Genomic DNA, 26,930 nt, shown 5'->3' on the forward strand with positions numbered 1-26,930 from the left:
CCCCTCCGCATGGAGCTCGTCAGCGGCTGATCAGCCCTCCTTGCGGAAGCCCTCCGCCGCCTTCAGGAACAGGTCGTTCGCCTCGGTCTCGCCGATCGTGACGCGCACGCCCTCTCCGGCGAACGGCCGCACCATCACACCGTGGCGCTCGCACTCCGCCGCGAAGTCCAGCGTCCGCTCACCGAGCCGCAGCCAGACGAAGTTCGCCTGGGTGTCCGCCACGGTCCAGCCCTGGGACACGAGCCCGGCATGGACCCGCTCGCGCTCGGCCACCAGCGAGCCGACCCGCCCGAGCAGTTCGTCCTCCGCGCGCAGCGAGGCCACCGCCGCGTCCTGCGCCAGCTGGCTCACGCCGAACGGCACCGCCGTCTTGCGCAGCGCCGCCGCCACCGGCTCGTGGGCGACCGCGAAGCCGACCCGCAGCCCCGCCAGGCCGTACGCCTTGGAGAAGGTCCGCAGCACCGCGACGTTCGGCCGGTCGCGGTACAGCTCGATGCCGTCCGGGATGTCGGTGTCGCGGACGAACTCGCGGTACGCCTCGTCGAGCACGACCAGGACGTCGGAGGGCACCCGGTCGAGGAAGCGCTCCAGCTCGGCCCGGCGCACCGCGGTGCCCGTGGGGTTGTTCGGGTTGCAGACGAAGATCAGCCGGGTCCGGTCGGTGATCGCCTCGGCCATGGCGTCGAGGTCGTGCACCTCGCCGTCGGTCAGCGGCACCTGCACCGAGGTGGCCCCGCTGATCTGCGTGATGATCGGGTACGCCTCGAAGGAGCGCCAGGCGTAGATGACCTCGTCACCGGGGCCCGAGGTCGACTGGAGCAGCGACTGGGCGACGCCGACCGAACCGGTGCCGGTCGCGATGTGCGAGACGGGCACGCCGAAGCGGTCCGCCAGCTCTTCGGTCAGCCCCGTGCAGGCCATGTCCGGGTAGCGGTTGAAGTTCGCGGCGGCGGCCAGCGTGGTCTCCATGACCCCCGGCAGCGGCGGATACGGGTTCTCGTTGGAGGACAGCTTGAAAGCCACGGGACCGCCCGAGGCGGCCGGCCTGCCCGGCTTGTAGGTGGGGACGCCGTCCAGCTCGGCGCGCAGCTTCGGGCTGCCCGTACTCGTCCCGCTGGTCTCGCTCACTGTGTGGCCTCCTCGACCGTCCGTACCGCCAATACTGCTCACCTTAAGAGGATTCCCGCCCGCTGCGAATGGGCTGTGGACAACAGGAGGGACACGCTGTGGACACGGCCCCCTCGGAGCGCTCCCGAAGAGGGGGAGCGCGCGCCCGGGTGGCGCGCGCCGGTGGCGGGCGCCGTGGCGCGCATCCCCCGTAGAGGTGAGTTGAGACCTCTTCGAGACCTCGCCCCCTCGCCAGGCCTATGCCGTTCGACAACCACAGGTCCCATGCAAAAGGCCCTAACTGCCTTGGATTCAAGGCCTCTTGATGCCAATCAGCCATGCAGAAACGTGCCTGTCAATGCCTGCATATGCGACCGGCCCAAGCACCCCTCATCGCCCTACTATCGGCTCGCCATGACAGCAGCAGGGAAGCACCAGGTGAGCCGGGCACAGACCCGGGGAAGCCGGCAGGGCCGGGCAGGCATCCGGGACGTGGCCGCCGCCGCCGGGGTCTCCATCACGACTGTCTCCGACGCGCTCAACGGCAAGGGCCGACTCCCCGACGCCACCCGCCGTCACGTGCGCGAGGTCGCCGACCGGCTGGGCTATCGCCCATCCGCGGCGGCCCGCACGCTCCGCACCGGGAAGTCGGGACTCATCGGCCTGACCGTGACCACGTACGGGGATGAACCTTTCACCTTCACCGAATTCGCGTACTTCGCGGAGATGGCCAGAGCAGCCACATCGGCAGCGCTCGCCCGGGGCTACGCCCTGGTCATCCTCCCCGCCACCTCCCGACATGACGTCTGGTCGAACGTCGCCCTCGACGGCACCGTCGTCATCGACCCCTCCGACCACGACCCGGTCGTCACCGAACTGGTCCGGCAGGGCCTGCCCGTCGTCTCCGACGGACGCCCCGCCGGCACCCTTCCGGTCACCGCCTGGGTCGACAACGACCACGAAGCCGCCGTCCTCGATCTGCTCGACCATCTCGCCGCCGCCGGCGCCCGCCGTATCGGCCTCCTCACCGGAACCACCACCGACACGTACACCCGCCTGTCCACCACCGCGTACCTGAACTGGTGCGAGCGGGTGGGCCAGGACCCCGTCTACGAGGCCTATCCGGCGCACGACCCGTGCGCGGGCGCCGTCGCGGCCGACCGGCTGCTCGCCCGCCCGGACCGGCCCGACGCCGTGTACGGCCTCTTCGACCCCAACGGAACCGACCTCCTCGCGGCCGCGCGCCGCTACGGACTGCGCGTCCCGGACGACCTGCTGCTGGTCTGCTGCAGCGAGTCCACCGTCTACGCCACCACCGAACCGCCCATCACGACACTGTCGCTCAAACCGCGGCGGATCGGCACGGCCGTCGTCCAGCTCCTCATCGACGCCATCGAGGGGATCGACACCGACGGCCCGGTCGAGCAGGTGATACCGACCGAACTCATCGTGCGCACCTCCTCGCAGCGCCGTTCGCCGCGCACGACCGTCAGCCCGCCGCGCTCACCCGCGAAGGACTGACCCACGGGCGACCGACCTCAGCGTCACGGACTACGCGTCACCGACCTCCGCATCTCCGACCTCCGCATCACCGACCTCCGCATCACCGATCCGCGCACGACAGATCGACGAAGGACCGACACCCCGTCAACCGGCGCCACCCCATCCGCCGTCCTCGCCCCTGCCCGTGGGCCAGGGCGGCGAAACCGGCCACCTATCCGGCCTCAACCCTGGATTCGACCTTCTCAATTCGGGCGAAACAACCGGTGAACCCGGAGTGGACCCGGATTCACCACCCCTGGTGCGTCACACAGGAGGACGCTCATTCCTATGATGGGCGCACGACACCGCGGACCTCCCCGACCAGGCCGGTCCGCGATGTGCAGGGCATCGCGACGGTGGTGGAGGGGTCCATGACTCAGGGGGCCGGGCAGGAGCCCGTGGTGCGCACGGCGACATTGCGTGACTTCCGCGTACCGCCGTACGCCCGGGTGCCCGTACAGGGCCATGCCGCCGATCCGACGACCACAGAGCCTCTGCCGGTGCCCGCACCGGCGGAGAACCCGCCCGCGCCCCCGGCCGAGCAGCTGCCTCCCGTCGCGCCCGCGCCGGTCGAGTCCGTGCCGGTGCAGGCCGTGGCGGCACAGGCGGCGGCCGCCCGGGCGGCCACGGCGGCACTCGCCGCATCCGTTCCGCTCCCCGCCGAGAGCGCCGCGAACCCCGCCGCTCCCCTCCCCGCCGAGAGCGCCGCCGCACCCGAGCACGCGCCCGCGACCGCCCCGGCGGTCCCCCCGCGACCGTCGGCTCCCCCCGCGCCCATGCCCGCCGAACCGACCCTGCACCTGGGGCACCGGACCGCCGCCCCCGCGTACCCCGCCGCGGCCGGTTCCTCCATCGTCTCCGTCGCCACCGGTCACCCCGGCAACAGCTTCCCCGAGGACCGGATGCCCGAGGGATACACCCCGACCGAGCGCGACCTCCCGGTCATCAACCGCGGCGACACCGTCCAGGTCCCGGTCACCCCCGAGTCCGCCCCCGGCGCCGAGCCCGCCCCCGCCAGCGGTGAGGGCCCCGGCCCGCTCTACGTCGTCGGCGACGTCCACGGCTACCTCGACGAACTCGTGGCCGCCCTGCGCGCCCAGGGCCTCATCGACGAGAACGGCGGCTGGGCCGCCGGCAACGCCCGCCTCTGGTTCCTCGGCGACTTCACCGACCGCGGCCCCGACGGCATCGGCGTCATCGACCTCGTCATGCGGCTCTCCGCCGAGGCCGCCGCCGCCGGCGGCTACTGCAAGGCCCTCATGGGCAACCACGAACTGCTGCTCATCGGCGCCAAGCGCTTCGGCGACACCCCGGTGAACTCCGGCGCGGGCACCGCCACCTTCCAGGCCGCCTGGCTGCTCAACGGCGGCCAGAAGCACGACATGGACCGGCTCCAGGACGTCCATCTGCAGTGGATGTCCCGGCTCGACGCCGTGGTGCTCGAGGACGACCATCTCCTCCTGCACTCCGACACCACCGCGTACCTCGAATACGGCGAGACCATCGAGGACGTCAACGACACGGTCCACGAGATCCTCAACCGCAACGACGCCGACGAGGTCTGGGACGTCTTCCGGAAGTTCACCAAGCGCTTCGCCTTCCGCGACGAAGGCGGGCCGCAGGCCGTCCAGGAGCTGCTCTCCACCTACGGCGGCCACCGGATCGTGCACGGTCACAGCCCCATCCCGTACCTCCTCGGCCAGGTCGGCACGGAGGAGGGCGAGGGGAGTTCGGGCCCGATCGTCGACGGACCGCACGTCTACGCCGAGGGTCTGGCGATCGCCATGGACGGCGGAGTGACCATGGCCGGAAAGCTACTGGTCGTCCAACTCCCGTTGAACGGCTGACGCATAACCCTCCGCATCCGGGGAAGGCGAATTCCGGAAACACCCTGTCAGCGCGTGGCACCGCCGCAATACCATCGGATCCATCCGTAGCAGGCTCTCCTCCGTTTCCGCCCAACCGACCGTTTCCCACGGCTGAGCCGGGCCTACGGAGCATCGGGGGATGCAGATGAACGTGGCTCCGCACCTGCTGACCGAGGACCGCGCCGAGTACGAGCGGCTCCTCGACGACGCACTGAGCACCGCCCACACACGTCCGGATCTCGAAGGAGCCGGGACCCGGCTCACGCTCGCGCAGCTGCGTTCCCTGACGCTGAACGCGACGACCCTGGTCACGAGCGCGGCGGCGAGCGAGTACGACCACTTCGTGAAGGTCCGGGAGCAGAACCGCTCGGCCCCGGGGACCCGGGCACCGGCGTCCTCCGAGCGGCCGGGTCCCGGTCCCGGCCCGGGCGTCGTCGCGATCCTCACCGTCCTGGTGCCCGTCCTCGCGGGCGCTGCCGCCGTCATATTCCTGCTGGTCGGCGCGGTCCTGCACGCCCTCGCCCCCACCGTGGTGTTCGGGGCGACCCTCCTCACGGCCGGCCTGGTCTTCGGCGCCGTGGCCGCCGCGGGACTGCTCTGCGCGGCCGCCGGGCTCCTCGTGACGGCCCTGCGCAACAGCCCGGCCGAGGTGGGCGTGGGCGGTCTGCCCGCCGCCGCACCGGACGACGAGCTGTCCCTCGCCCGTGAGGCCTGGCGCCGCGCCCTGGTGGAGCGCGGCATCCTGCCGTTCCTCCGCGACGTCCTCGCGGCCACCGCCCCACCCCCGGGCCCACCCGTCCCCTGACACACCGCCGGCCCGCGACACCCCCCGTGGGTCGCGGGCCGGCGGCCTACCGGGGCGTCCGGGTCACTCCGCCAGGGGGAGGTACACCCGGTTGCCGGTCGCCGCGAACTCGGCGGACTTCGCGGCCATGCCCGCCTCGATCTCCTCCGCCTTCAGATCGCCGCCGTGCTCCCGCCGGATGTCCTGCGAGATCTTCATCGAACAGAACTTCGGACCGCACATCGAGCAGAAGTGCGCGGTCTTCGCGGGCTCCGCCGGCAGCGTCTCGTCGTGGAACTCACGCGCGGTGTCCGGGTCGAGCGCCAGGTTGAACTGGTCCTCCCAGCGGAACTCGAACCGGGCGTCCGAGAGCGCGTCGTCCCACTCCTGCGCGCCCGGGTGCCCCTTGGCGAGGTCGGCCGCGTGAGCCGCGATCTTGTACGTGATGACGCCGGTCTTCACGTCGTCGCGGTTGGGCAGGCCGAGGTGCTCCTTGGGCGTGACGTAGCAGAGCATCGCCGTGCCCCACCAGGCGATCATCGCGGCGCCGATGCCCGAGGTGATGTGGTCGTACGCGGGCGCGACATCCGTGGTCAGCGGGCCGAGCGTGTAGAACGGCGCCTCCTCGCAGATCTCCTGCTGAAGGTCGATGTTCTCCTTGATCTTGTGCATCGGGACGTGGCCCGGGCCCTCGATCATCGTCTGCACGTTGTGGCGCTTGGCGATCGTGTTGAGCTCGCCCAGCGTCTTCAGCTCGGCGAACTGCGCGGCGTCGTTGGCGTCCGCGATCGAGCCGGGGCGCAGGCCGTCGCCCAGCGAGTACGTGACGTCGTACGTCGCCAGGATGTCGCAGAGCTCCTCGAAGTTCGTGTAGAGGAAGTTCTCCTTGTGGTGCGCGAGACACCAGGCGGCCATGATCGAGCCGCCGCGCGAGACGATGCCGGTCTTGCGGCGCGCGGTGAGCGGCACGTACGGCAGGAGTACGCCGGCGTGCACCGTCATGTAGTCCACGCCCTGCTCGGCCTGCTCGATGACCGTGTCCTTGTAGATCTCCCAGGTCAGGTCCTCGGCCCTGCCGTCGACCTTCTCCAGCGCCTGGTAGAGCGGCACGGTGCCGATGGGCACGGGGGAGTTGCGGAGCACCCACTCGCGGGTGGTGTGGATGTTCCGGCCGGTGGAGAGGTCCATGACCGTGTCGGCGCCCCACTTGGTCGCCCAGGTCATCTTCTCCACCTCCTCCTCGATGGAGGAGGTCACGGCGGAGTTGCCGATGTTGGCGTTGACCTTCACCAGGAACCGCTTGCCGATGATCATCGGCTCGATCTCCGGGTGGTTGACGTTGGCCGGGAGCACCGCGCGACCCGCCGCGATCTCCTCCCGTACGACCTCGGGGGAGACGTTCTCCCGGATCGCGACGTACTCCATCTCCGGGGTGATCTCCCCCCGGCGCGCGTACGCGAGCTGCGTCACGGCCTGCCCGTCGCGGCCGCGGCGGGGCAGGCGGGGGCGGCCGGGGAAGACGGCGTCGAGGTTCTTCAGCCCGCCGCCGCGCGGCGAGGTGTGCTTGATGCCGTCGTCCTCGGGGCGGGCCGGGCGGCCCGCGTACTCCTCGGTGTCGCCGCGCGCGATGATCCAGTTCTCGCGCAGCGGCGGAAGCCCCCGCCGCACGTCGGTGTCGACGGTGGGGTCGGTGTACGGGCCGGACGTGTCGTACAGCGTGACGTCCTTGCCATTGGTGAGGTGCACCTGGCGGACCGGCACCCGGAGGTCGGGGCGCGAACCCTGGACATACCCCTTGTGCCAGCCCGGCGTGCGCGCGCCGTCGACGGGGTCGACGGAGGCGTCGTCCTGGTTGGAGGCAGGCGTGCGTGCATCCTGAATGGTCATGAGACCGATCTCCCTACGCCGGCATTACCCGGTAACAGGTTCGGCGGTCGGCGCAGCCTCCTCCCGTACGTACGTCAGTACGCGCGTACGGTGATCAGCGCCCTCTCAGCCCGGTGCTCCGAGCTCCCGCGTGTGCAAAGGTGCCACCACGCTAGCGTCAATGCTGGCGTGCTGAACAGTGGGCCCCCGTCGTTCTTGCGATGATCGGTCGGTGACTTCCCCCCAGCAGACTCCCGAGCCGCACGACCACCACCACGGTCCCGGCCCCTCCCACGGGCACGGCCAGGGGCACCATCCTTCCCACGAAAACGGCCACGGGCACGGCCAAGGGCACGGCCACAGCCACAGCCACGGACCCGCCGCCCCGGTGTCCCGTCATCTGCGCAAGGTCATCGCCGCGATCCTGATCCCCTTCGCCACGGCCGTCGTGGTCGGGCTCGTGGTCCTGTGGCCCGGTGGCACCCCGGCGCACGAGCGCACCGGGGTCGGCTTCGACCGGCAGACCGAACAGGGCGAGGTCGTCGCCGTCGAGCAGGTCGACTGCAAGGACGTGAACGCCGGGCAGGTCCCGCCGACCGGGGACACCTCGACCCCGGAGGGACGCGAGGCGGTCCAGGCGCGGCAGGGGGACTGCGCGAAGGCGACCATCGAGGTCACCAGCGGTCCGGAGAAGGGCCGTACGTTCACCGAGATCGTGCAGCCGGACGCGCCGCGCCAACTGGACGAGGGGCAGGGTGTGGTGGTGGCGTACGCCCCCGACGCCCCGCGCGATCTGCAGTACTCGGTGACGGACGTGAACCGGAAGGTCCCGATCGCGGTCCTCGCCGGGCTCTTCGCCCTCGTGGTCGTGGGCGTCGGCCGGATGCGGGGTGTGATGGCCCTGATCGCGCTCGCCGTGAGCTTCCTGATCCTGACGTTCTTCATCCTGCCGGCGATCCTGCAGGGATCGAATCCGCTGGTGGTGGCGGTGGTCGGATCGAGCGCCATCATGCTGATCGCGCTGTACATGTGCCATGGGCTCTCGGCCCGTACCTCGGTCGCGGTGCTCGGGACGCTGATCTCGCTGATGCTGATCGGTCTGCTCGGTTCGGTCTTCATCGACTGGGCGTCGCTGAGCGGCAACACCGACGACAACACCGGCCTGATCCACGGCCTCTACCCGAGCATCGACATGTCCGGCCTGCTCCTGGCCAGCATCATCATCGGCTCGCTCGGTGTGCTCGACGACGTGACGGTCACCCAGACCTCCGCGGTCTGGGAGCTGCGCCAGGCCGATCCGGGCATGGGGCCGCGCGCGCTGTACCGGGCCGCGATCCGGATCGGCCGGGACCACATCGCCTCGGTCGTGAACACCCTGGTGCTCGCCTACGCGGGCGCCGCCCTGCCGCTGTTGCTGCTCTTCACCATCGCGCAGAGCAGCATGGGGACGGTGGCCAACAGCGAACTGGTCGCCGAGGAGATCGTCCGGACGCTCGTCGGATCGATCGGCCTGGTCGCCTCCGTGCCGGTCACCACGGCGCTCGCGGCCCTGGTGGTCTCCGCCGACCGGACGGAGGCCGGGAGCGGGAAGCCCGCTGTCGCACGGGGCGGACGCCGCCGCCGAGCCAAATGAGGTACGGACTCAGGCGGCCGGGCCCGAGCGAGGTGGGGACTCAGGCGGCCGGGCCCGCGTTCTCCTCGGCCAGAATCCGCCCCAGCGCGGCCTCCAGATTGTCCTCGAAGTCACCCAGTGTCCGTTCCTGACCGAGCGGAACAAGCTTGTCCGTCCGGTCGAGGAAGGCGACCAACGGTGGCGCGCTGGCCCGGAACAGGGCGCGGTCACCACCGACCTGGAGCCGGATGGAGACGTCCGAGAGCCCCTCGGGCTCCGTCGGGGCGATGTGCACATCGCCGTCCCCACTCGGCCTGTTGATCCCGTCGAGGAGCAGCTCCCTGCCGAACGCCCAGGTAACCGGCGCGTCTCCGGGGAGGTGGAAGGTCATCCGCACCGCGTAGGGATCCCGGGTCTCATATCGCAGTTCGACCGGGATCTTGAAGGAGAGCTCCTCGGAGACCAGGAAGCTCATCAGTACCTCGGCCTGAACCGACTCTCGCATCATGTACCCCGCAGTAGATGAAGCAGTTGTGTAAACACAGCTGCTGAAAGCTGTGACCGAAACGGCCAGGAATGATCCCCCGTGGCCCTCTTGACGCAATCGTGCTGTAAGCGCTAGAAGATCACAAGGAGTGATTTTTCAGATACTGATAGAGAACGCGAGTGAACTGAAGAGCCTCCCGATCTCCGTGCGTAGCCGCTCGACTGCTGGGAGCAACCGTTCTTCCTGGTGAAGGGGGAGGGAAATGGCCATTGCGGCCGCCGCGGAACCCGCTGTGATGGGGATTGCGGCACAGACCGTGCCGAGCGCATATTCCTGACGCTCCACCAGGGGCTCCATTCGCCCCAAACCGCCCAAACGCTCCAAAAGCGCACGGCGGTTACGCACCGTGTACGGAGTGATGGCTTCCACCGGGTGGCGATCAAGGTGGTCTTGACGAGATTTCAGATCGAGTTGACTCAGCAGACACTGCCCGATCGCATGGGCGTGCGCGGTCTCGCGGAAATCGGCCCATTCCTCCACTGCGGGGGCGGAAGGGGTGTCGGCGACCGCGACGAGTTCGATCTCCCCCTCGCGATAGAGGGCGAAGTAGACCGGCACACCGATCTCGTCCCGCCAGCGGGCAAGGGAGTCTTCGATCTTGATGCGACGATTCTGCACAGCTCCGCCGCCGGCCAGTCGGACGGCGGCGTCACCCAGGACGAACACACCCTTCTCACGGACGAGGTATCCCTCGTGCGTCAGGGTGCGGAGCAGGTGGTACGTGGTGGGCAGCGGAAGGCCCGTCTCACGGGCCAGCTGTTTGGCCGGGGCGCCTTCCGTATGGGAGGACACGGCCTCCAGAAGTCTCAGCGCTCGCTGCACCGAGCCGATCAAGGTAGGCGCAGCCGTCTGCGTAGCCGTGGCCAAAGGTCACCCCCAGGCGTGACGACGGATGCAGTGCATCCGCCCGCGGGGGCCGCCCCCGCGCGCCCGCCGGGCCTGGGAAACCGCTGGTCAGTAGGGAGGTCTACGCCTGTAGTCCCCAACGCGGCGGAGGGATTCCACTCTAGTGGCAGCCCCCGGGCCCACGTCCTGATTAGACCTGCGCGTTCCCCCGGCCGGGCTAATACGCTCCATCGGCTTCATACCGATCGGTAGCTTGTGCTACCAGTCCTCACGCGACCGGTCGGAGGAGCTGAACTTCCGTACGACGTAGATCAGTCCGGCGACGAGGGCCACGAAGAGCAGCACCTTGAAGAGCAGTCCGACCACGAAGGCCAGGACGCTGGTGATCAGTCCGCCGAAGACGAGCAGGGCCAGTACGGGTATGGCGACCCACTTCACCCACCAGGGCATCCCCGCGAGAATCTCCTGTACGGCCATCGTCCCTACCTCGCTCTCGAAGATCCGTTCCGCGCACTCCGCGCCGAACATCCTCAAGGCTAGGGGCCGGAAGAGACGCACGGGGGCCGTGCGGCCCCCGCTCTCCCCTGATCCGACCCCTAGGGGCTTCGGACGCCCGACCCTCAGCTCTCCGGCGGGGAGAAGACCACCATCACCCGCAGGTCCTCGCTGATGTGGTGGAACTTGTGCTCCACCCCCGCCGGCACATAGACCACACTGCCGCGCGCCACCTGGGTCGTCTCCGTCCCCACCGTGATCGCCGCCCGGCCGCTCACCACGAAGTACACCTCGTCCTGAGCGTGCGGCTGCTGAGGGTCGAGTTCCCCGGCCTCCAGCGCGTACAGGCCCACCGACATGTTCCGCTCCCGCAGGAACTGGAGGTACGCGCCCTTGTTCGCGGCACGCTCCGCCTCCAGTTCATCCAGTCGGAATGCCTTCATCGCCTGTCAGCCCCTGCCCTCGGCCCGATCGTGTCTGCCACGATCAGACACATGATGAATTTCGTAGTCAAGACGCTCGCCAACGCGGGCGCCCTGGGAGTCGCCATCTGGCTGCTCCAGGACATCACCCTGACCGGTGAGAGCACCGGCAAGAAGGTCCTGACCCTCATTCTCGTCGCCCTTGTCTTCGGGCTCGTGAACGTCCTGGTCAAGCCGATCGTCAAGCTTCTTACACTGCCGCTCTTCATTCTGACGCTCGGCCTGATCACCCTCGTGGTCAACGCCCTGATGCTGCTCCTCACCTCCTGGCTGGCCGAGCAGTTCAATCTCAGCTTCCACGTGGAGGGCTTCTGGACCGCCGTCCTGGGCGGCCTGATCATCTCCGTCGTCTCGTGGGCACTGAACGTCGTGCTCCCCGACGCCGACTGAGTGGGCACCATGACCTACCGCGTCTGCTTCGTCTGCACCGGCAACATCTGCCGCTCGCCGATGGCCGAGCACGTCTTCCGCAGGCATGTGGAGGAGGCCGGCCTCGGCGAGCTGGTGGAGGTCGACAGCGCCGGCACCGGAGGATGGCACGAAGGCGACGGCGCCGACTCGCGCACGGTCTCCGTTCTCGAGGAGAACGGCTACACCTCCGCGCACACCGCCCGTCAGTTCCGGTCCTCGTGGTTCCCCGCCCTCGACCTGGTGATCGCGCTGGACGAAGGGCATCTGCGGGAGCTCCGCGAGCTCGCCCGGACGCCCGAGGAAGCGGCGCGGATACGACTGCTGCGCTCCTACGACCCGGCCGCCGGGGACGCACTCGACGTCCCCGACCCCTACTACGGGGGCCGCGAGGGCTTCGAGGAGTGCCTGGAGATGGTGGAGGCCGCGAGCGAGGGACTCCTCGCTGCCGTCCGCCTCGAACTGGAGGATCAGACACCGTGACCGACAAGCACTACGGCGACGGCACCCGCGCGGTGCGGGCCGGACTGCCCGACCCCGTGAAGTACGAGCCCACCCTGCCGGGGCCGGTCTTCGCCGCGCACTTCCATCTGCCGGGCGAGCCGACCGGCGGATACGCGTACGGCCGCGACGAGAACCCCACCTGGACCCACCTGGAGCGGGCGATCGGCGAGCTGGAGGCGCCGGGGGAGCAGGGCGTCGAGACGCTGGTCTTCGCCTCGGGCATGGCCGCGATCTCCGCCGTCCTGCTCTCCCAGCTGAAGACGGGCGACGTCGTGGTGGTGCCCACCGACGGCTACCAGGCCCTCCCGCTGCTGCACGAGCAGCTGCGCGCGTTCGGCATCGAGGTCCGCGCCGCGCCCACCGGCGGCGACGGCCAGCTCGCCGTCCTCGAAGGAGCCCGGCTGCTGTGGATCGAGACCCCGTCCAACCCGGGTCTCGACGTGTGCGACATCCGTCGCCTGGTGCGCGAGGCGCATGCCGCGGGGGCACTCGTGGCCGTCGACAACACCCTCGCCACCCCGCTCGGCCAGCGCCCGCTCGAACTGGGCGCGGACTTCTCCGTCGCCAGCGACACCAAGGGCATGACCGGGCACGGCGACATCCTGCTCGGCCATGTCAGCTGCCGGGACCCCGAGCGGGCGGCGGAGGTACGGCGCTGGCGCAAGGTCGTCGGCGCGATCCCCGGCCCGATGGAGGCCTGGCTCGCCCACCGTTCCCTCGCCACGCTCCAGCTGCGGATCGACCGCCAGTGCTCCACGGCGCTCGCGCTCGCGCAGACGCTCGCCGGCCGCGCGGACGTGACCGGGCTGCGCTACCCGGGCCTGCCCGACGACCCCTCGCACGCGGTGGCCGCACGGCAGATGCGGCGCTTCGGGCCCGTGGTCTCCTTCGAGCTGGCGGACCGGAAGCGGGCCGAGCGGTTCCTCGATGGGCTCCGGATCGTCGACGACGCCACCAGCTTCGGTGGCGTGCGCTCCACGGCGGAGCGGCGCGGACGCTGGGGCGGGGACGCGGTCGCGGAGGGCTTCATCCGCTTCTCCGTCGGCGCCGAGGACCCGGAGGACCTGATCGCCGATGTGCTGCGCGCCCTCGACGAGGCCGGAGCCTAGGCCGGGTCCCCTCCCGTGGCGCACGGAACGAGGCGCTCCGAGCCTCCCCCCTCGTGGCTCGGAACGCCTCGGTTCCACGCGCGGAGACCGCCTGAACAAGGCTAGTTGACTGTGCGTCAGTGTCCAATCACGGTAGCGACAGAGACCTATCGACTTATTTATAGTTGGACGGTCCTGAGGCGCAGTCAGCCGACCGCCTGAGTCGAACGGCCGCACGGCCGGGAGGGGGCGGACATGGATCTGGCCCTGTTGCGCACGTTCGTCGCGGTGCACCGGGCCGGCTCCTTCACCCGCGCCGCCGCGCTCCTCGGCCTCTCCCAGCCCGCCGTCACCAGCCAGATCCGGACCCTCGAACGGCAGCTCGGGCGGCCGCTCTTCCTCAGACAGGCCCGCGGGGTCACGCCGACGACCATCGGCGACGAACTCGCGCACCGCGCCGCTCCCCATCTCGACGCCCTCGTGGAGATCGCCGAGACAGGGCTCGACGAGGAGAACGGCACCCGTACCCTCCATGTCGCCGGGCCTCCGGAGTTCACCGCCCTCCGCGTCCTGCCCGCCCTCACCCCGCTGGTCGGCCAGGGCCTCGCCGTGCGGGCGTCGTTCCTCGGCAAGACCGAGGAGATCCTCGACGGACTCGCCGCGGGCCACCACGATCTGGCCGTCGCCACCGCCCGCCCCCGGGGCGGCCTGCTCGTCTCCACCCCGCTCTGCGACGAGGAGTACGTCCTGGTCGCGGCGCCCCGCTGGGCGGCCCGGCTGTCCCCCGAGGTACTCCTGCGCAAGGGCGCGGTGGTGCTGGAGCAGCTTCCGGTGGTCGAGGTCCATGAGTCGCTGCCGTTCGTCGCCCGCTACTGGGCGAGTGTCTTCGAGACCAGACCGGCGGTCGCCGCCACGGTGATCGCCCCCGATCTGCGGGCCGTGCGGGAGTCCGCCGCCTCCGGTGCCGGGCTCGCCGTCCTGCCGCGCTATCTCTGCGAGGAGGCCCTGGAGCAGGGCCGGCTCGTGGCGCTGCTCGATCCGCCGGTCCCACCGCTGCGGACCTACTTCCTGGTCGTGCGCACGGGCACACTCGCGCTGTCGCCGATCGCACGGGCTCACGAGGAACTGCTGAGGGCCGCCGGGGCCTGGTGAGTCCCCACCGGCCGTCAGTGCGTTTCAGGACACCTCACACGGGCCATTTTCTTCCCATGAACGAACGGCCCGTGATCAAGCGCACCGCACGCGCCATCCTGCTCGACGGGGACGATCTCGTCCTCATCAAGCGCACCAAGCCGGGGATGGATCCCTACTGGCTCACGCCCGGCGGCGGCGTGGAATCCTCCGACACCACCGTCGTCGAGGCCCTGCACCGCGAGGTGCACGAGGAACTCGGCGCCAAGATCACCGATGTGGTGCCCTGCTTCGTCGACACCGTCGAGCACATCGTCGACGGCGGGGTCTCCGGGGTGAAGGTCCAGCACTTCTTCGTGTGCCGGCTCGACTCCATGGACCCCTCGCTGCGGCACGGCCCCGAGATGGACGAACCGGTCGGCGAGTACGAGATCGTCCGGGTGCCCTTCAGCCGGGTCGGCATCGCCGCCGTGCACCTCGTCCCGCTCTCCCTGCGCCACTACCTCGACGGCAACATCGAGGGTGTCCGCGCGATGCACGCCCCCGACCTGGGCTGATCGGCCGCGGCCGGGGCGAGCTCGGCGAGGAAGTCGTGACGGATGCGCTCCGCGGGGACCCCCGCTCCCCGCAGCGCGTCCACCCCTCGACGGACCATGCCGAGCGGCCCCGACAGATAGGCGTCGCGTTCGCCCCAGGGGCCGTAACGGCAGACGGCCTCGGGGAGCCGCCCCTGCTCCTCGGTGACCGGATGGACCGAGAGCCAGGGAAAGGTCTTCTGGAGCCGCAGCATCGTGTCGATGTCGTAGAGGTCCTGGCCGCTGCGCGCTCCGTAGAAGACATCGACCGGGCGCCGGTCCCCGTGCTCGGCGACGTCCTCCACCAGGGCCTTGATCGGCGCGATCCCGGTACCGCCGCCCACACAGAGCAGCCCCGTGTCCGTGGCGTGGTCGACCGTCATGGACCCGGCCGGCGGGCCGAGACGCAGCACGTCCCCGGGGCGCGCCCGGTGGACCAGCGCGTTGGACACCCAGCCGGCGGGCACCGCCTTGACGTGCAGGGAGAGCAGTCCGTCGGGCCGGGGTGCCGCCGCGAAGGAGTAATGGCGCCAGATCCGTGGCCACCACGGGGTCTCCAGCGTCGTGTACTGCCCCGCGAGGAAGGGATACGGCTGGTCGGGCCGGAGCGTGACGACCGCGATGTCCGGGGTGCGCAGATCGTGGGAGACCACCTCGGCCTGCCACCAGGCGGGCGCCGACCGCTCGTCCTCCGCCGCCGCGTCGATCATGATCTGGGAGATCGTCGTATACGTACGGACCCACGCCGCCTCGGTCTCCGCGTCCCAGGTCGTCGTCGCGTAGCGGACGAGCGCACCGATGAGGGCCTCACCGACGGCCGGATAGTGGGCGGAGTGGGTGCCGTACTTGCGGTGCCCCCTGCCGAGGTTCTCCAGGTACGCGGTGAGCACCGACGTGTCGTCCAGATGCTCCGCCGCGGTCAGGAGCGCCTTCAGGAGCCGGTCCCGCTGGGTGTCCATGGCCGCGGGGAACATCTCGCGCAGCTCGGGGTTCCGGATGAAGAGCAGGGCGTAGAAGTACGAGGTCACCCGGTCGGCGACGGGCGCGATCTCCGCCAGGGTGCGGCGGACGAGTACCGCGTCGGCGGAGGCTTCTCCGGGTATTCGGGGCTCGTTTCCCTCCCCCGCCCTCGGCTCCTGCCCGTCCGTCGCCCCGGGCTCGCGACCGTCCGCGCCCTCCGTCGCCCTCGGGGTGGTCGGAGCATCCATCATGTGCCTCGCCCTCGCGCTGGCCGGCTTCCGTGGGTCGCAGCATGACCCCTCTGTCCACCGCTTCGGACGGAAAGCGGCGTTCTCGGGCCATAGGGCAGGGTTTCTGGCTAAGCTGCGCTGTTTCGGACCAGGGCATAGGCCTCGCGCAGATCTCCTCCGGTGTAGCTGTGGAGGGAGAGCCCGGCGAGATGGTGATCCGCGTTCACGGCCACGGTCTCGGGCACGATCGCGAAGAGCGCCGCGTCGGACATCGAGTCTCCGTAGGCGACGCAGTCGGCCGGGTCGACCCCGAACTCCGCGCAGAGCTGCCGCGCGATCCGTACCTTCGCCTTCGCGTCGAGGATGCCGGGCCGGTGGATCGGCTCGGTGAAGGGCACCGCCGGCCAGCGCGAACCGTGCGCCGCGTCCACACCCCAGTCCAGCAGCCGCTCGACGAAGAAGTCGGGAGAGAGGGAGATGACCGCGCAGCGGTCACCCCGGTCCCGGATGTCGGCCCAGACCTCGCGGATGCCCGCAAGCCACGGCGCACCGTCGAAGGCGGCCGTGACCTGCTCCACGGTGAGCGCGGACCACAGCGCATGGGCACGGACGGCGAACTCGTCCGGGGTGAGCCCCCGCAGAAAGCCCTCCTCCAGGGCGGCGATCTCGTCGAGAACACCCAGTTGCCGGGAGATCTCCACTGCCGCGGCCGACCCCCGGATCAGGGTGCCGTCGAGGTCGAAGAGGTGCAGGCGCTGGTTTTTGGGTTTCACGTGAAACATCGTCCTCATGCCACGAGGTGGAATCAATGTCCCCTCGGGTATCGGCCAGATCCGGTAAAGCGGTGGACGGAAGATCGTCGCGTCGGACAGCCTGAAAGCATGCCGATCTCCCCCTCCCCCCTCGCACAGCTCCCCGTCCGCCGCCTGACCTCGGAGGACCTCCTCGCCTGCTCCGACCTCTCCGAGAACCGGGGCTGGCCGCGCGAGGAACACAAATGGGGTCTGCTGCTCACCGCGGGGACCGGTTACGGCATCGACGACCCGTCCGGAGCCGGGCTGCTCGCCTGCTGCGTGGTCACCTCGTACGGCCCGGGGATCGCCGCGATCGGCATGGTGCTCGTCGCCGAGCGGTACGCACGCCAAGGCGTGGGACGTCGGCTCATGCACCACGTCCTGGCGGAGGCCGGAGACACCCCGCTCACCCTGTACGCGACACCGAACGGACAGCCCCTGTACGAGGAGCTGGGCTTCACGGAGACGAGCCGCTCGGAGATGGTGCGCGGGCGCTTCACCTTCACCACGCCCGCCCCGGCCGTTCCCGTCCGCCCTGCGACCGCGGAGGACCTCCAGGCGATCCTGCGTCTGGACCACGAGATCTTCGGCCTCGACCGGACCCACATGATCACCCGGCTCCCCGCGTTCGCGGACCATCTCCGGGTCGCGGAGGAGGACGGCGAGATCACCGGCTTCGGAGCGGCCTGGCCCAACATGGACACCCATGTCGTCGGACCACTGATCGCCCGGGACCCGGCCACCGCCCAGGCCCTGATCGACTCACTGGCGGCCGCCACCGACCGCCCGCTGCGCACGGACATCGATGTGCGGCACACGGCCCTGCTGAGCTGGGTGAAGGAGAACGGCATCGACTCGATCGCCTCCAACTCGGTGATGGTCCGCTCCCTGCCCGACCTCCCCGGCGACTGGCGCCGCCGCTTCGCTCCTCTGACGGTCGCGGCCGGATAACCCGGCGGGCGGCGGCCTCACTCTCCCTCCGGGCCCGGTCCGACGCAGGTCCGGCCCAGGTCCGGCCCAGGTCCGGCCCAGGAGAGAATTTACTTGCAGACGCGCATTATTGCGTCGCATCGACTACCCTGGGGCGAGAGCCACTCCGGTGCCGAGGAGAGACCGAGGAGAGACCATGACCGCGACGGACCCCGCACTCACCGCGCTCTCCCAGCGCTGGTGCGCCCTCTCCCTGCTGCACGGCAGGATCGAGTCCCACATCGAGCGCGCCCTGGAGAGCCGGCACGGTCTGAGCGTGCGGGAGTACTCCCTCCTCGACGTCCTCAGCCGGCAGCACAGCGGGCCGGGCGGCCACCTCCAGATGAAGCAGGTCGCCGACGCGGTCGTGCTCAGCCAGAGCGCCACGACCCGGCTCGTCACCCGGCTCGAGGACCGCGGTCTGCTCACCCGGTACCTCTGCGCCACCGACCGGCGCGGTATCTACACCGATGTCACCGAGGCCGGCCTCACGCTCCTGACCGAGGCTCGCCCCACCAACGACAGCGCGCTGCGCGATGCCCTCGACGAGGCCGCGAAGAACCCCGAGCTGGCCCCGCTGGTCCAGGTCGTGGAAGGCGTGAGCGTTCCCGCGTGACGCGGGAACGGGCGAGGACGCCTGGCTGCGAGGACGCCTGGGCGTGTGAGAACGCCAGAGCGCCGAGACGCCTGAGCGCGAGCCCGGAGACAGCCCGGCGCACGCCGCGGGCATCCGGGCCGCGAAACCGGCCCCCGGCGTACGCTGCGGAGCATGAGCGATCTTGAGATACGCCCCGCCACCGCGGAGGACATCGACGCCGTCGTCGCGATGCTCGCCGACGACCCCCTGGGCGCGCAGCGCGAATCCCCGGACGACCTCGGCCCGTACCTCGCCGCCTTCGAGCGCCTCGCGAACGACCCTCACCAGCGTGTCGTCGTGGCCGTCCGTGAGGACAAGGTCGTCGGCACCCTCCAGCTGACGTTCATCCCCGGGCTCTCCCGTCGGGGCGCCACGCGTTCGATCATCGAGGGCGTCCGCATCCACAGCGACGAGCGCGGCAGCGGCCTCGGTACACAGCTGATCGAGTGGGCCGTCGAGGAGTCCGAGCGCCAGGACTGCCGACTCGTGCAGCTGACGTCCGATGCCACCCGCACCGACGCCCACCGCTTCTACGAGCGTCTCGGCTTCGAGGCCTCCCACGTGGGCTTCAAGAAGAACCTCTGAAGCGGGAGAACAGCGCGCCGGGACCGTGCCCCGGCGCGCTGTTTCACGTGAAACACCGCGGAACGGCTCAGAGACCGCGCCAGCCCGCCTCGTCCACCCCGCCCGGCACCGCGTCAGCCGGCGCGTACGGCTCCCGTGTGAAGACGAACGAGGCCAGGTCCAGATGGCTCACGCTGCCGTCGGCGCGCCGCACGGCCCGGAGCGTCTCCCCCGCGTAGTACCCGTTCAGCCCGACCCAGCCGCCCTCGGGCAGCGCCCGGAAACGAGCCCTCCGCCCGGCTCCGCGCAGGGGTTCGAGCACCACACTCCGCTCGGCACCGAGCCGGAGTCCATAGGCGTACGTCCCCCAGTACCAGGGCCCCGTCAGAGCCAGCAGCTCCTCGTCGACCTCCGCCTCCGGAAGCGGGCGCCAGGGCTCCGGGAACCTCGGCTCCGCCTCCGCCACGATCCGCACGAGATCGGCGGCCACGGCCGCCGCCAGGGGCCCCGAGGTGGCATTGGAGAGGGCGATCGCCGCCAGCCCGTCCTCCACGCTGATCCAGAGGGCGGCGACGAAGCCGGGGAGCGAACCGGTGTGGCCGATCAGGGTCCGGCCGTCCTTACGGAGCAGCTGGAGACCGAGTCCGTAACTCCCCTCCCAGTCCCCCTCCCCGACCGCGGCGGCCGGGGCCCGCATCTCCTCCACGGAGGCAGCGGCGAGAACCCGCGCGTCACCCGCGGCGAGGAACGCGGCGAACCGGGCGAGATCCCCCGCCGTCGACCAGAGCTGACCGGCCGGCGCCATCAGCCCCAGGTCCTCCGAAGGCTCCGGCAGCATCACATCGGCCCACGGGTGCACCGCCCAGCCGCCCGCGTGCGGGGCGACGGGGTCGACCGTCGTACGGCCCATCCCCAGCGGCTCCAGGATCTCGCGCCGCAGCGCCTCCTTCCAGGACACCCCCCGCACGGCCTCGACCAGCGAACCGAGCAACGTGTAACCGGGATTGGAGTAGTGGTGACGGCGCCCCGGCGCCTGGAGGAAGGGCTGTTCCCCCAGCACGTCGGAGAGCTCGGGCCGCAGCGCGGCGGAGGAACGCTCCCACCACTGGCCGGGCGTCTCGGCCGCGAGACCGCCACTGTGGCCGAGGAGTTGAGCGATCGTCACCTCGCCCACCCCGGTGCCCTTCAGATGCCGCTCCAGCGGGTCGTCGAGACCGAGAAGCCCCTCGTCCCGCAGCCGCATCACCAGCACCGCGGTGAACACCTTGGTGAGCGATCCGATCCTGAACTGCGTGTCGGCGTCGGGCGCATGCCCGTCCACACAGCTGCGCGACCCGCTCCACACCAGCGCTCCGTCGCGCACCACCGCCCCGACGAAAGAGGGCGTCCGCCCCTCGGACTGGGCCACCGCGACCCGGTGGAGGAGAGCTCGCTCGGTACCGGGCAGCAGAACTTCGAAAGATGTCGTCATAGGACCCCATCCAACGCGATGGCCCCGAGCGGAGCCTCCCCGTTTCATCCGAGCCGGCCCGAAGGCCCCGGATCAGGGGCGGCGGCCCGCGAGGACGCAGAACTCGTTCCCCTCCGGGTCGGCGAGAAGAACCCAACTCACCTCACTCTGGCCCACGTCCGCGCGCCGCGCACCCAGATCGAGCAGGCGCCGGACCTCCGCGTCCTGCTCCCGGTCGGACGGGTTGACGTCGATGTGGAGCCTGTTCTTGACGATCTTTCCCTCGGGCACCCGCGCGAAGGTCAGCACCGGTGGCACCGGACCGAGACGGTCCTTCCCCTCGGGCACCGCGGGGGAGCCGATGGTGACGAGTCCGTCCTCCTCCTCGCGCACCTCGTAGCCGAGGACGGCGCACCAGAACCGGGCGAGAGCCACCGGGTCGGCACAGTCGATCGCAAGCTCGGTGAACCTACTGGTCATGTCGGGACCTCTCCGTCACACGGCGGGACGACGTCGCGAGCAGGACGCTACCGACCCTCGCGGGGTCTCGGCCACGGCACCGCACCCGCCCTGTTCCGCTGAGGGTGAAGACCGGCCCGACCGGACCCGACGCTCATTACAGTCCGTCCCATGACGACGGTTACCACGCGTACGGTCGAGTACCCGGCCGACGGACTGACGATGATCGGACACCTCGCGCTCCCGGCCGGCGACGGCCTCCGGCCCGCGGTCCTGATCGGCCCCGAGGGTCCGGGGCTCAACGACTTCCAGCGCCGTCGCGCCGACGCCCTGGCCGAACTGGGGTACGTGGCGCTGGCCTTCGACATCAACGGCGGGCGCTGGTTCACCGACCCCGAGGAGATGCTCGCCCACACGACTCCCCTGCTCGCGGACCCCGACCGGATGCGGGACATCGGCCACGCGGCGCTCGACGTACTGCGCGCCGAACCGCGCACCGACCCCGACCGGATCGCCGCCGTCGGCTACGGCACCGGGGGCGCGATCGCGCTGGAGCTCGGGCGCGACGGCGTCGACCTGCGCGTGATCGGGACGATCAACGCACTCACCACCGGCCGGCCGGGCGAGGCCGCGCGCATTCGCTGCCCGGTGTGGGTCGGCGTCGGATCCGAGGACCCCATCATGCCGCCCGCCCAACGGGAGGCGTTCACCACCGAGATGCAGGCCGCGGGCGTCGACTGGCGTCTGGTGGTCTACGGCGGTGCCCTTCACGCCTTCCACCACCCGCCGGTCGACCAGACCGTCCTCCCGGGCGTCGGCCACCACCCACAGCACGCGCGACGAGCCTGGCGCGACGTCGTCGAACTGCTCGCCGAGTGCCTTCCCGTCACGGACTGACCGGCCACCACGACGGGCCCCTCAAGCCCCGGCAAGCAGTCACGAGAGCCTGCCCGCGATCTGCCGCCGGGCGGAGTCCCAGACCTCCTCGAACTCATCAGAGGTCAGCTCCTCCGGATCATGGCCTTCCCATGCGAAGACGGGCAGCTCTGAGCACGCCCTACTTCGGTGCCTGGAAGCCGCCGATCTCCCGCTCCAGCAGTTCGGCCAGCCGCAGCGGGGTGCGGTCCTCGAACGCCGGGCCGATGATCTGCACTCCCACCGGCAGGCCGTCGGAGGCCCGGCCCGCCGGTACGGCGGTGGCGGGCAGGCCGGGCATGGTGGCCAGGCCGGCCCAGACGAGCTGGTCGAAGTACGGGTACTCGACGCCGTCGACGGCGATCCGGCGTTCCATCGGATTGGGGCTGTGGTCGTGCGGGAACGCGGGAGTGGGCGTGATCGGGCACACCACGGCGTCGAACTCGGCGAACAGCTGCCGCCAGCCGTGGCAGTGCAGTTCGCGGCGGTTGTTCGCCTGGAGCCAGTCGCGGTGGCTGAACACCATGGCGCGCAGCCGTGCCGCGTCGAGACTCCGGTCGTCCGCGCTCAGTCCGGCGGCGTGGGTCCGCAGCCGCTCGTACGGTTCGACGGGGAAACGCGCGACGGCTCCCGACACCAGCAACTGGCTGTAGAGCGTGCCGGCGTCGGCCAGATCGGGGAGCAGCGGACTGTGCCGTTCGACGTGGGCGCCGCCGGCGACCAGCGCGTCGGCGACTCGCTTCACGCCCGCCCGCACCGCCGCCCCGGTGGGAATGAGCGGATGGTCGTCGAGGATCAAGACCCGGAAGTCGCGGAGCCGTTCGTGGCGGGCGGGCGGCAGCCTCACGTGGTGCGCCACGCCGCGCGTCAGCGGATCCGGTCCGGCCATGACGTCGAGCAGGAGCGTGAGGTCGCGGGCGGTGCGCGCCATCGGACCGACGACGGCGAGGTCGAGTTCGACCGGCAGGGCCGGCGTGGACGGCGGGACCATGCCGCGGCTGGCCGCCAGCCCGAGTGTCGGCTTGTGTGCGTAGACACCGCAGAAGTGCGCGGGGGTGCGCAACGAACCGGCGAGGTCGGAGCCGATGGACAGCGCGCCGAATCCGCACGCCAGGGCCGCCGCCGATCCGCCGGAGGATCCGCCCGACGTGCGGCCGTGGTCCCACGGGTTGTTGGTGGTGCCGTGGATCTCGTTGAAGCTCTGGATGTCCTGCAGCCCCAAGGGCACATTGGTCTTGCCGAGCACCACCGCGCCGGCGGCCTTGAGCCGCGACACCTGTACGGCGTCCTCGTCCGGCACGTAGTCCCGGTGTTCCGGCATGCCCCACGTCGTGGGCAGCCCCGCGATGTTGTAGGACTCCTTGACCGTCACCGGAATGCCGAGCAGCGGCCGGTCCTCGCCGCGGGCACGCGCCTGGTCGGCGCCGCGCGCGGCGGCCCGCGCTCGGTCGAAGTCCGGCACACAGATCGCGTTGATCGCCTTGTCGTCCCGCTCGATACGGGCGATCGCCTCGTCGGTCAGTTCCACCGAGGTCACTTCACCGGCACGCAGGGCGGCCGCCATTGCTTCGGCCGTCTGAAAATTCCGATCCATGACGGGGACGGTACGAGCCTCCGGGGAAAGCCACGAAATACCGCTCGGCGCAAGGGTGGTTGGCGCCTCTCTGACCTGCCCGAAACCCCAACGACGCCCCGTACACCACGATGCCCACCCCCGGGTCAGAAGGAGGTGGGCAGGTGGTGGGTCACGGAGACGGTGAAGCGACGTCCGAGACCCCGCAGAACCACCCGGTCAGGTCTGGGCCATGTCGACGAAGCGGGAGTAGTGGCCCTGGAAGGCCACGGTGATCGTGGCCGTCGGGCCGTTACGGTGCTTGCCCACGATGATGTCGGCCTCGCCCGCTCGTGGTGACTCCTTCTCGTAGGCGTCCTCACGGTGCAGCAGGATCACCATGTCGGCGTCCTGCTCGATCGAGCCGGACTCACGCAGGTCGGAGACCATCGGCTTCTTGTCGGTGCGCTGCTCGGGGCCACGGTTCAGCTGGGACAGCGCGATCACCGGCAGTTCCAGCTCCTTGGCGAGGAGCTTCAGGTTTCGCGACATGTCGGAGACCTCTTGCTGTCGGCTCTCCTGCCGCTTCGAGCCACCGGACTGCATGAGCTGCAGATAGTCGATGATGACGAGCTTGAGCCCGTTGCGCTGCTTGAGCCGGCGGCACTTCGCCCGGATCTCCATCATCGACAGGTTCGGGGAGTCGTCGATGTAGAGCGGGGCCTGCGACACGTCCGGCATCCGACGGGCCAGGCGGGTCCAGTCCTCGTCGGTCATCGTGCCGGAGCGCATGTGGTGCAGCGCGACCCGGGCCTCCGCCGAGAGCAGACGCATCGCGATCTCGTTGCGGCCCATTTCGAGGGAGAAGATGACGCTGGGCAGGTTGTGCTTGATGGACGCCGCCCGGGCGAAGTCCAGGGCGAGGGTCGACTTACCCATGGCGGGGCGGGCCGCGATGATGATCATCTGGCCGGGGTGGAGACCGTTGGTGAGCGAGTCCAGGTCGGTGAAGCCGGTGGGCACACCGGTCATCTCACCGCTGCGGGAGCCGATCGCCTCGATCTCGTCGAGCGCCCCCTCCATGATGTCGCCGAGCGGCAGGTAGTCCTCGGTGGTGCGCTGCTCGGTGACCGCGTAGATCTCGGCCTGGGCCGAGTTCACGATCTCGTCGACGTCTCCGTCGGCCGCGTAGCCCATCTGCGTGATCTTGGTGCCGGCCTCCACGAGGCGGCGCAGGACGGCCCGCTCGTGGACGATCTCCGCGTAGTACGAGGCGTTGGCCGCGGTCGGGACCGACTGGACCAGGGTGTGGAGGTAGGAGGCGCCGCCGACGCGGGTGATCTCACCGCGCTTGGTGAGTTCGGCGCCGACCGTGATCGGGTCGGCCGGCTCGCCCTTGGCGTAGAGGTCGAGGATCGCGGCGTAGACGGTCTCGTGGGCCGGCTTGTAGAAGTCGTTGCCCTTGATGATCTCCACGACGTCCGCGATGGCGTCCTTGGAGAGCAGCATGCCGCCGAGGACGGACTGCTCGGCGTCGAGGTCCTGCGGGGGAACGCGCTCGAAGCCGGAGAGCCCGCCGTCCCACGGGCCGTCGCCGCCCCGCTCGTGCTGGTCCTCCCGCCCGCGACCGCGGCCGCGCCCTTCACCTCGGGTACGGGTGGGCAGTCGGTCGCTCGGTCCGCTGTCGGCCCAAGGGTCGTCCATGGGCTCGGGAACGCTCACCAAGCACCTCCTCCGTCCGCTCCGCGGACCTCGCCGTGCCACTCTTTCTTACGCCACGGCCTTGATCAACGAGTGGCTTTGCGACCGCTTCTGGCGCGTCGGGCGCCGGACCACGGTAGGCCCGCGAGAGGCGTCAGCCAATCTGGTTATCCACAGGGCCTGTGGATGAAGGGCCAGATGCTGTGGAGAACTTGCCGGAACCTGTGCACGGAGCGGGGGACAGCCATGTGGACAAACTCATAAGACCCCCGACTCCACGGTTCTGACCTGCGCTTTTTCCATCGACGGGCTGTGGGGGAGAAAAACTTTTCCGCCTGGATCAAGATCAGAACAAACGACCCACACCCGAAGCACCCAACCCTCCACAAGTAAGGATCATTAATGCATTGCATCTCTTACCTGTGGAAGATTAGATTGACCCCATGACCCAGGCCCCCGCGACCTCCAAGGCCGTCCGCCGACAGCACGACCGCGAGATCGTCTCCCTCGCCCTGCCGGCCTTCGGCGCTCTCGTCGCCGAGCCGCTCTTCCTCATGGTCGACAGCGCCGTCGTCGGCCACCTCGGCACCCCTCAGCTCGCGGGTCTCGCGATCGCCGCCGCCCTGCTGTCCACCGCCGTCAGTATCTTCGTCTTCCTCGCCTACGCCACCACGGCCGCCGTCGCCCGCCGCGTGGGCGCGGGCGACCTCCCGGCCGCGATCCGGCAGGGCATGGACGGCATCTGGCTCGCCCTCCTCCTCGGCGTCGGCGTCGTCGCTCTCACCCTGCCCACGGCGCCCTGGCTCATCGGCCTCTTCGGAGCCTCGGACACCGCGGCGCCCTATGCCGTCACCTACCTCCGGATCTCCAGCCTGGGCATCCCCGCGATGCTGGTCGTCCTGGCCGCCACCGGCGTCCTGCGCGGCCTCCAGGACACCCGTACACCGCTCTACGTGGCCATCGCCGGCTTCGCCACCAACGCCGCGCTCAACATCGCTCTGGTCTACGGGGCCGGTCTCGGGATCGCCGGCTCCGCATGGGGCACGGTCATCGCCCAGTGCGGCATGGCCGCCGCCTATCTCGTCGTGGTCGTACGGGGCGCCCGGCGCCACGGTGCCTCCCTCCGCCCCGACGCGGCCGGCATACGCGCCTCCGCCCAGGCCGGCGTCCCGCTCCTCGTCCGTACGCTCTCGCTCCGCGCGGTCCTGATGATCGCCACGGCCGTCGCGGCCCGGATGGGTGACGCCGAGGTCGCCGCCCACCAGATCATCCTGTCCCTGTGGAGTCTGATGGCCTTCGCCCTGGACGCCATCGCCATCGCGGGCCAGGCCATCATCGGCCGCTATCTCGGCGCGGACGACTCCGAGGGCGCACGTCAGGTCTGCCGCCGCATGGTCCAGTGGGGTGTGGTCTCCGGAGTGGCCCTCGGCGCGCTGCTCATCCTGGCCCGTCCGTTGTTCGTCCCGCTCTTCACCAGCGACGCCACCGTCCAGGACGCCCTGCTCCCGGCCTTGCTCGTGGTCGCGCTGTCCCAGCCGATCTCCGGGGTCGTCTTCGTCCTCGACGGCGTCCTGATGGGCGCGGGGGACGGCCCCTACCTGGCCTGGGCCATGCTGCTGACCCTCGTGGTCTTCGCCCCGGTCGCCCTGCTGGTCCCGGTGCTCGGCGGCGGGCTGACGGCGCTCTGGTGGGCGATGACGCTGATGATGTCGGTCCGGATGGCCACGCTCTGGCTGCGCTCCCGCTCGGGTCGCTGGATCGTCACCGGCGCCACGCGCTGAATGTTTCACGTGAAACGGCGGAAGGGCCGCACCCCGAGGGGTGCGGCCCTTCCTCACTGCTGA

General features: G+C 70.4%; 26 protein-coding genes and 1 riboswitch. Of the genes, 14 read left to right on the top strand and 12 right to left on the bottom strand.

Features of this window, described 5'->3' with window-relative positions; genetic code table 11:
• Positions 1–30 precede the first annotated feature (30 nt).
• Entirely contained in the window at positions 31–1,128 is a 1,098-nt protein-coding gene (gene hisC / locus ACH4MY_RS05905; protein ID WP_397998104.1) for a histidinol-phosphate transaminase, read from the bottom strand.
• Positions 1,129–1,521: 393 nt separating this feature from the next.
• Between hisC and ACH4MY_RS05910 the strand changes: the two genes are divergently transcribed.
• From ACH4MY_RS05910 to ACH4MY_RS05920, 3 genes are all read left to right on the top strand, one after another.
• Entirely contained in the window at positions 1,522–2,628 is a 1,107-nt protein-coding gene (locus ACH4MY_RS05910; RefSeq protein WP_397998107.1) for a LacI family DNA-binding transcriptional regulator, read from the top strand.
• 392 nt (positions 2,629–3,020) lie between these two features.
• On the top strand, positions 3,021–4,496 hold the full coding sequence (locus ACH4MY_RS05915) for a metallophosphoesterase (RefSeq protein WP_397998110.1): 1,476 nt from the start codon (positions 3,021–3,023) through the stop codon (positions 4,494–4,496).
• 160 nt (positions 4,497–4,656) lie between these two features.
• Entirely contained in the window at positions 4,657–5,322 is a 666-nt protein-coding gene (locus ACH4MY_RS05920) for a hypothetical protein (RefSeq protein WP_397998113.1), read from the top strand.
• A 63-nt stretch (positions 5,323–5,385) separates the two neighbouring features.
• On the opposite strand, the gene thiC is transcribed toward ACH4MY_RS05920, so the two are convergent.
• The gene (gene thiC, locus ACH4MY_RS05925; protein ID WP_397998116.1) at positions 5,386–7,188 is read right to left on the bottom strand and encodes a phosphomethylpyrimidine synthase ThiC; all 1,803 of its coding nucleotides are present in this window, start codon (positions 7,186–7,188) and stop codon (positions 5,386–5,388) included.
• Positions 7,182–7,328: riboswitch (TPP riboswitch) on the bottom strand. (Overlaps the previous gene by 7 nt.)
• 71 nt (positions 7,329–7,399) lie before the next feature.
• Between thiC and ACH4MY_RS05930 the strand changes: the two genes are divergently transcribed.
• Positions 7,400–8,800, top strand: coding sequence for a YibE/F family protein (locus tag ACH4MY_RS05930; protein WP_397998119.1), 1,401 nt, complete (start codon positions 7,400–7,402; stop codon positions 8,798–8,800).
• Positions 8,801–8,840: 40 nt separating this feature from the next.
• Here ACH4MY_RS05930 and ACH4MY_RS05935 read toward each other — a convergent pair whose 3' ends face one another.
• The 4 genes from ACH4MY_RS05935 to ACH4MY_RS05950 all read right to left on the bottom strand — a co-directional run bounded on the left by ACH4MY_RS05935 (position 8,841) and on the right by ACH4MY_RS05950 (position 11,110).
• Positions 8,841–9,284 carry an SsgA family sporulation/cell division regulator gene (locus tag ACH4MY_RS05935; protein WP_055599121.1) on the bottom strand — a complete coding sequence of 148 codons (444 nt, stop codon included), beginning with the start codon at positions 9,282–9,284 and terminating at the stop codon, positions 8,841–8,843.
• A gap of 138 nt (positions 9,285–9,422) precedes the next feature.
• Positions 9,423–10,193, bottom strand: a complete 771-nt coding sequence (locus ACH4MY_RS05940) for an IclR family transcriptional regulator (protein WP_397998122.1) — start codon at positions 10,191–10,193, stop codon at positions 9,423–9,425.
• A gap of 237 nt (positions 10,194–10,430) precedes the next feature.
• Positions 10,431–10,649 (bottom strand): DUF5326 family protein, encoded by a 219-nt coding sequence (locus tag ACH4MY_RS05945; protein WP_386474668.1) that lies wholly within the window; start codon positions 10,647–10,649, stop codon positions 10,431–10,433.
• A gap of 143 nt (positions 10,650–10,792) precedes the next feature.
• The gene (locus tag ACH4MY_RS05950) at positions 10,793–11,110 is read right to left on the bottom strand and encodes a cupin domain-containing protein (RefSeq protein ID WP_397998125.1); all 318 of its coding nucleotides are present in this window, start codon (positions 11,108–11,110) and stop codon (positions 10,793–10,795) included.
• A 51-nt stretch (positions 11,111–11,161) separates the two neighbouring features.
• Here ACH4MY_RS05950 and ACH4MY_RS05955 point away from each other — a divergent pair, with 51 nt between their 5' ends.
• From ACH4MY_RS05955 to ACH4MY_RS05975, 5 genes are all read left to right on the top strand, one after another.
• Positions 11,162–11,539: a phage holin family protein gene (locus ACH4MY_RS05955; protein ID WP_397998128.1), complete on the top strand. Its 378-nt coding sequence runs from the start codon at positions 11,162–11,164 to the stop codon at positions 11,537–11,539.
• 9 nt (positions 11,540–11,548) lie between these two features.
• On the top strand, positions 11,549–12,040 hold the full coding sequence (locus ACH4MY_RS05960) for a low molecular weight protein-tyrosine-phosphatase (RefSeq protein WP_397998131.1): 492 nt from the start codon (positions 11,549–11,551) through the stop codon (positions 12,038–12,040).
• Positions 12,037–13,170 (top strand): cystathionine gamma-lyase, encoded by a 1,134-nt coding sequence (locus ACH4MY_RS05965; RefSeq protein ID WP_397998134.1) that lies wholly within the window; start codon positions 12,037–12,039, stop codon positions 13,168–13,170. The genes ACH4MY_RS05960 and ACH4MY_RS05965 overlap by 4 nt, the downstream gene beginning before the upstream one ends.
• Positions 13,171–13,404: 234 nt before the next feature.
• On the top strand, positions 13,405–14,301 hold the full coding sequence (locus tag ACH4MY_RS05970) for a LysR family transcriptional regulator (RefSeq protein WP_397998137.1): 897 nt from the start codon (positions 13,405–13,407) through the stop codon (positions 14,299–14,301).
• A gap of 56 nt (positions 14,302–14,357) precedes the next feature.
• Positions 14,358–14,837 carry an NUDIX domain-containing protein gene (locus ACH4MY_RS05975; RefSeq protein ID WP_397998140.1) on the top strand — a complete coding sequence of 160 codons (480 nt, stop codon included), beginning with the start codon at positions 14,358–14,360 and terminating at the stop codon, positions 14,835–14,837.
• Here the strand turns inward: ACH4MY_RS05975 and ACH4MY_RS05980 are convergent.
• Positions 14,780–16,066 (bottom strand): globin domain-containing protein, encoded by a 1,287-nt coding sequence (locus tag ACH4MY_RS05980; protein ID WP_397998143.1) that lies wholly within the window; start codon positions 16,064–16,066, stop codon positions 14,780–14,782. The genes ACH4MY_RS05975 and ACH4MY_RS05980 overlap by 58 nt on opposite strands.
• Before the next feature lie 107 nt (positions 16,067–16,173).
• Positions 16,174–16,827 carry an HAD family hydrolase gene (locus tag ACH4MY_RS05985; RefSeq protein WP_397998146.1) on the bottom strand — a complete coding sequence of 218 codons (654 nt, stop codon included), beginning with the start codon at positions 16,825–16,827 and terminating at the stop codon, positions 16,174–16,176.
• Between the two features lie 99 nt (positions 16,828–16,926).
• Between ACH4MY_RS05985 and ACH4MY_RS05990 the strand changes: the two genes are divergently transcribed.
• From ACH4MY_RS05990 to ACH4MY_RS06000, 3 genes are all read left to right on the top strand, one after another.
• Positions 16,927–17,790, top strand: a complete 864-nt coding sequence (locus ACH4MY_RS05990; RefSeq protein WP_397998149.1) for a GNAT family N-acetyltransferase — start codon at positions 16,927–16,929, stop codon at positions 17,788–17,790.
• 175 nt (positions 17,791–17,965) lie between these two features.
• On the top strand, positions 17,966–18,424 hold the full coding sequence (locus tag ACH4MY_RS05995) for a MarR family winged helix-turn-helix transcriptional regulator (RefSeq protein WP_397998151.1): 459 nt from the start codon (positions 17,966–17,968) through the stop codon (positions 18,422–18,424).
• A gap of 153 nt (positions 18,425–18,577) precedes the next feature.
• The gene (locus ACH4MY_RS06000) at positions 18,578–19,030 is read left to right on the top strand and encodes a GNAT family N-acetyltransferase (protein ID WP_397998154.1); all 453 of its coding nucleotides are present in this window, start codon (positions 18,578–18,580) and stop codon (positions 19,028–19,030) included.
• A gap of 67 nt (positions 19,031–19,097) precedes the next feature.
• On the opposite strand, the gene ACH4MY_RS06005 is transcribed toward ACH4MY_RS06000, so the two are convergent.
• Complete coding sequence (locus ACH4MY_RS06005) at positions 19,098–20,480, bottom strand: serine hydrolase domain-containing protein (RefSeq protein WP_397998157.1); 1,383 nt, start codon at positions 20,478–20,480, stop codon at positions 19,098–19,100.
• A 72-nt stretch (positions 20,481–20,552) separates the two neighbouring features.
• A complete protein-coding gene (locus ACH4MY_RS06010) occupies positions 20,553–20,939 on the bottom strand; it encodes a VOC family protein (RefSeq protein WP_397998160.1) in 387 nt (128 codons plus the stop codon).
• A 150-nt stretch (positions 20,940–21,089) separates the two neighbouring features.
• Between ACH4MY_RS06010 and ACH4MY_RS06015 the strand changes: the two genes are divergently transcribed.
• Positions 21,090–21,815, top strand: a complete 726-nt coding sequence (locus ACH4MY_RS06015) for a dienelactone hydrolase family protein (RefSeq protein ID WP_397998163.1) — start codon at positions 21,090–21,092, stop codon at positions 21,813–21,815.
• Between the two features lie 160 nt (positions 21,816–21,975).
• On the opposite strand, the gene ACH4MY_RS06020 is transcribed toward ACH4MY_RS06015, so the two are convergent.
• Both ACH4MY_RS06020 and dnaB read right to left on the bottom strand, forming a co-directional pair.
• Entirely contained in the window at positions 21,976–23,427 is a 1,452-nt protein-coding gene (locus ACH4MY_RS06020; RefSeq protein ID WP_397998165.1) for an amidase, read from the bottom strand.
• A gap of 198 nt (positions 23,428–23,625) precedes the next feature.
• Entirely contained in the window at positions 23,626–25,107 is a 1,482-nt protein-coding gene (dnaB, locus tag ACH4MY_RS06025; protein WP_397998168.1) for a replicative DNA helicase, read from the bottom strand.
• Positions 25,108–25,529: 422 nt separating this feature from the next.
• On the opposite strand from dnaB, the gene ACH4MY_RS06030 reads away from it, so the two are divergent.
• Complete coding sequence (locus ACH4MY_RS06030; protein WP_397998171.1) at positions 25,530–26,867, top strand: MATE family efflux transporter; 1,338 nt, start codon at positions 25,530–25,532, stop codon at positions 26,865–26,867.
• Positions 26,868–26,930 lie beyond the last annotated feature (63 nt).

This window comes from Streptomyces sp. NPDC017246, assembly GCF_044331325.1.
GTDB lineage: Bacteria > Actinomycetota > Actinomycetes > Streptomycetales > Streptomycetaceae > Streptomyces.

Coding starts and splice junctions, on each gene's coding strand:
- ACH4MY_RS05910 (WP_397998107.1), top strand. CDS start 1,522: ATGACAGCAGCAGGGAAGCACCAGGTGAGCCGGGCACAGACCCGGGGA.
- ACH4MY_RS05915 (WP_397998110.1), top strand. CDS start 3,021: ATGACTCAGGGGGCCGGGCAGGAGCCCGTGGTGCGCACGGCGACATTG.
- ACH4MY_RS05920 (WP_397998113.1), top strand. CDS start 4,657: ATGCAGATGAACGTGGCTCCGCACCTGCTGACCGAGGACCGCGCCGAG.
- thiC (WP_397998116.1), bottom strand. CDS start 7,188: ATGACCATTCAGGATGCACGCACGCCTGCCTCCAACCAGGACGACGCC.
- ACH4MY_RS05935 (WP_055599121.1), bottom strand. CDS start 9,284: ATGCGAGAGTCGGTTCAGGCCGAGGTACTGATGAGCTTCCTGGTCTCC.
- ACH4MY_RS05945 (WP_386474668.1), bottom strand. CDS start 10,649: ATGGCCGTACAGGAGATTCTCGCGGGGATGCCCTGGTGGGTGAAGTGG.
- ACH4MY_RS05950 (WP_397998125.1), bottom strand. CDS start 11,110: ATGAAGGCATTCCGACTGGATGAACTGGAGGCGGAGCGTGCCGCGAAC.
- ACH4MY_RS05955 (WP_397998128.1), top strand. CDS start 11,162: ATGATGAATTTCGTAGTCAAGACGCTCGCCAACGCGGGCGCCCTGGGA.
- ACH4MY_RS05960 (WP_397998131.1), top strand. CDS start 11,549: ATGACCTACCGCGTCTGCTTCGTCTGCACCGGCAACATCTGCCGCTCG.
- ACH4MY_RS05970 (WP_397998137.1), top strand. CDS start 13,405: ATGGATCTGGCCCTGTTGCGCACGTTCGTCGCGGTGCACCGGGCCGGC.
- ACH4MY_RS05975 (WP_397998140.1), top strand. CDS start 14,358: ATGAACGAACGGCCCGTGATCAAGCGCACCGCACGCGCCATCCTGCTC.
- ACH4MY_RS05980 (WP_397998143.1), bottom strand. CDS start 16,066: ATGATGGATGCTCCGACCACCCCGAGGGCGACGGAGGGCGCGGACGGT.
- ACH4MY_RS05985 (WP_397998146.1), bottom strand. CDS start 16,827: ATGTTTCACGTGAAACCCAAAAACCAGCGCCTGCACCTCTTCGACCTC.
- ACH4MY_RS05990 (WP_397998149.1), top strand. CDS start 16,927: ATGCCGATCTCCCCCTCCCCCCTCGCACAGCTCCCCGTCCGCCGCCTG.
- ACH4MY_RS05995 (WP_397998151.1), top strand. CDS start 17,966: ATGACCGCGACGGACCCCGCACTCACCGCGCTCTCCCAGCGCTGGTGC.
- ACH4MY_RS06000 (WP_397998154.1), top strand. CDS start 18,578: ATGAGCGATCTTGAGATACGCCCCGCCACCGCGGAGGACATCGACGCC.
- ACH4MY_RS06005 (WP_397998157.1), bottom strand. CDS start 20,480: ATGACGACATCTTTCGAAGTTCTGCTGCCCGGTACCGAGCGAGCTCTC.
- ACH4MY_RS06010 (WP_397998160.1), bottom strand. CDS start 20,939: ATGACCAGTAGGTTCACCGAGCTTGCGATCGACTGTGCCGACCCGGTG.
- ACH4MY_RS06015 (WP_397998163.1), top strand. CDS start 21,090: ATGACGACGGTTACCACGCGTACGGTCGAGTACCCGGCCGACGGACTG.
- ACH4MY_RS06020 (WP_397998165.1), bottom strand. CDS start 23,427: ATGGATCGGAATTTTCAGACGGCCGAAGCAATGGCGGCCGCCCTGCGT.
- ACH4MY_RS06030 (WP_397998171.1), top strand. CDS start 25,530: ATGACCCAGGCCCCCGCGACCTCCAAGGCCGTCCGCCGACAGCACGAC.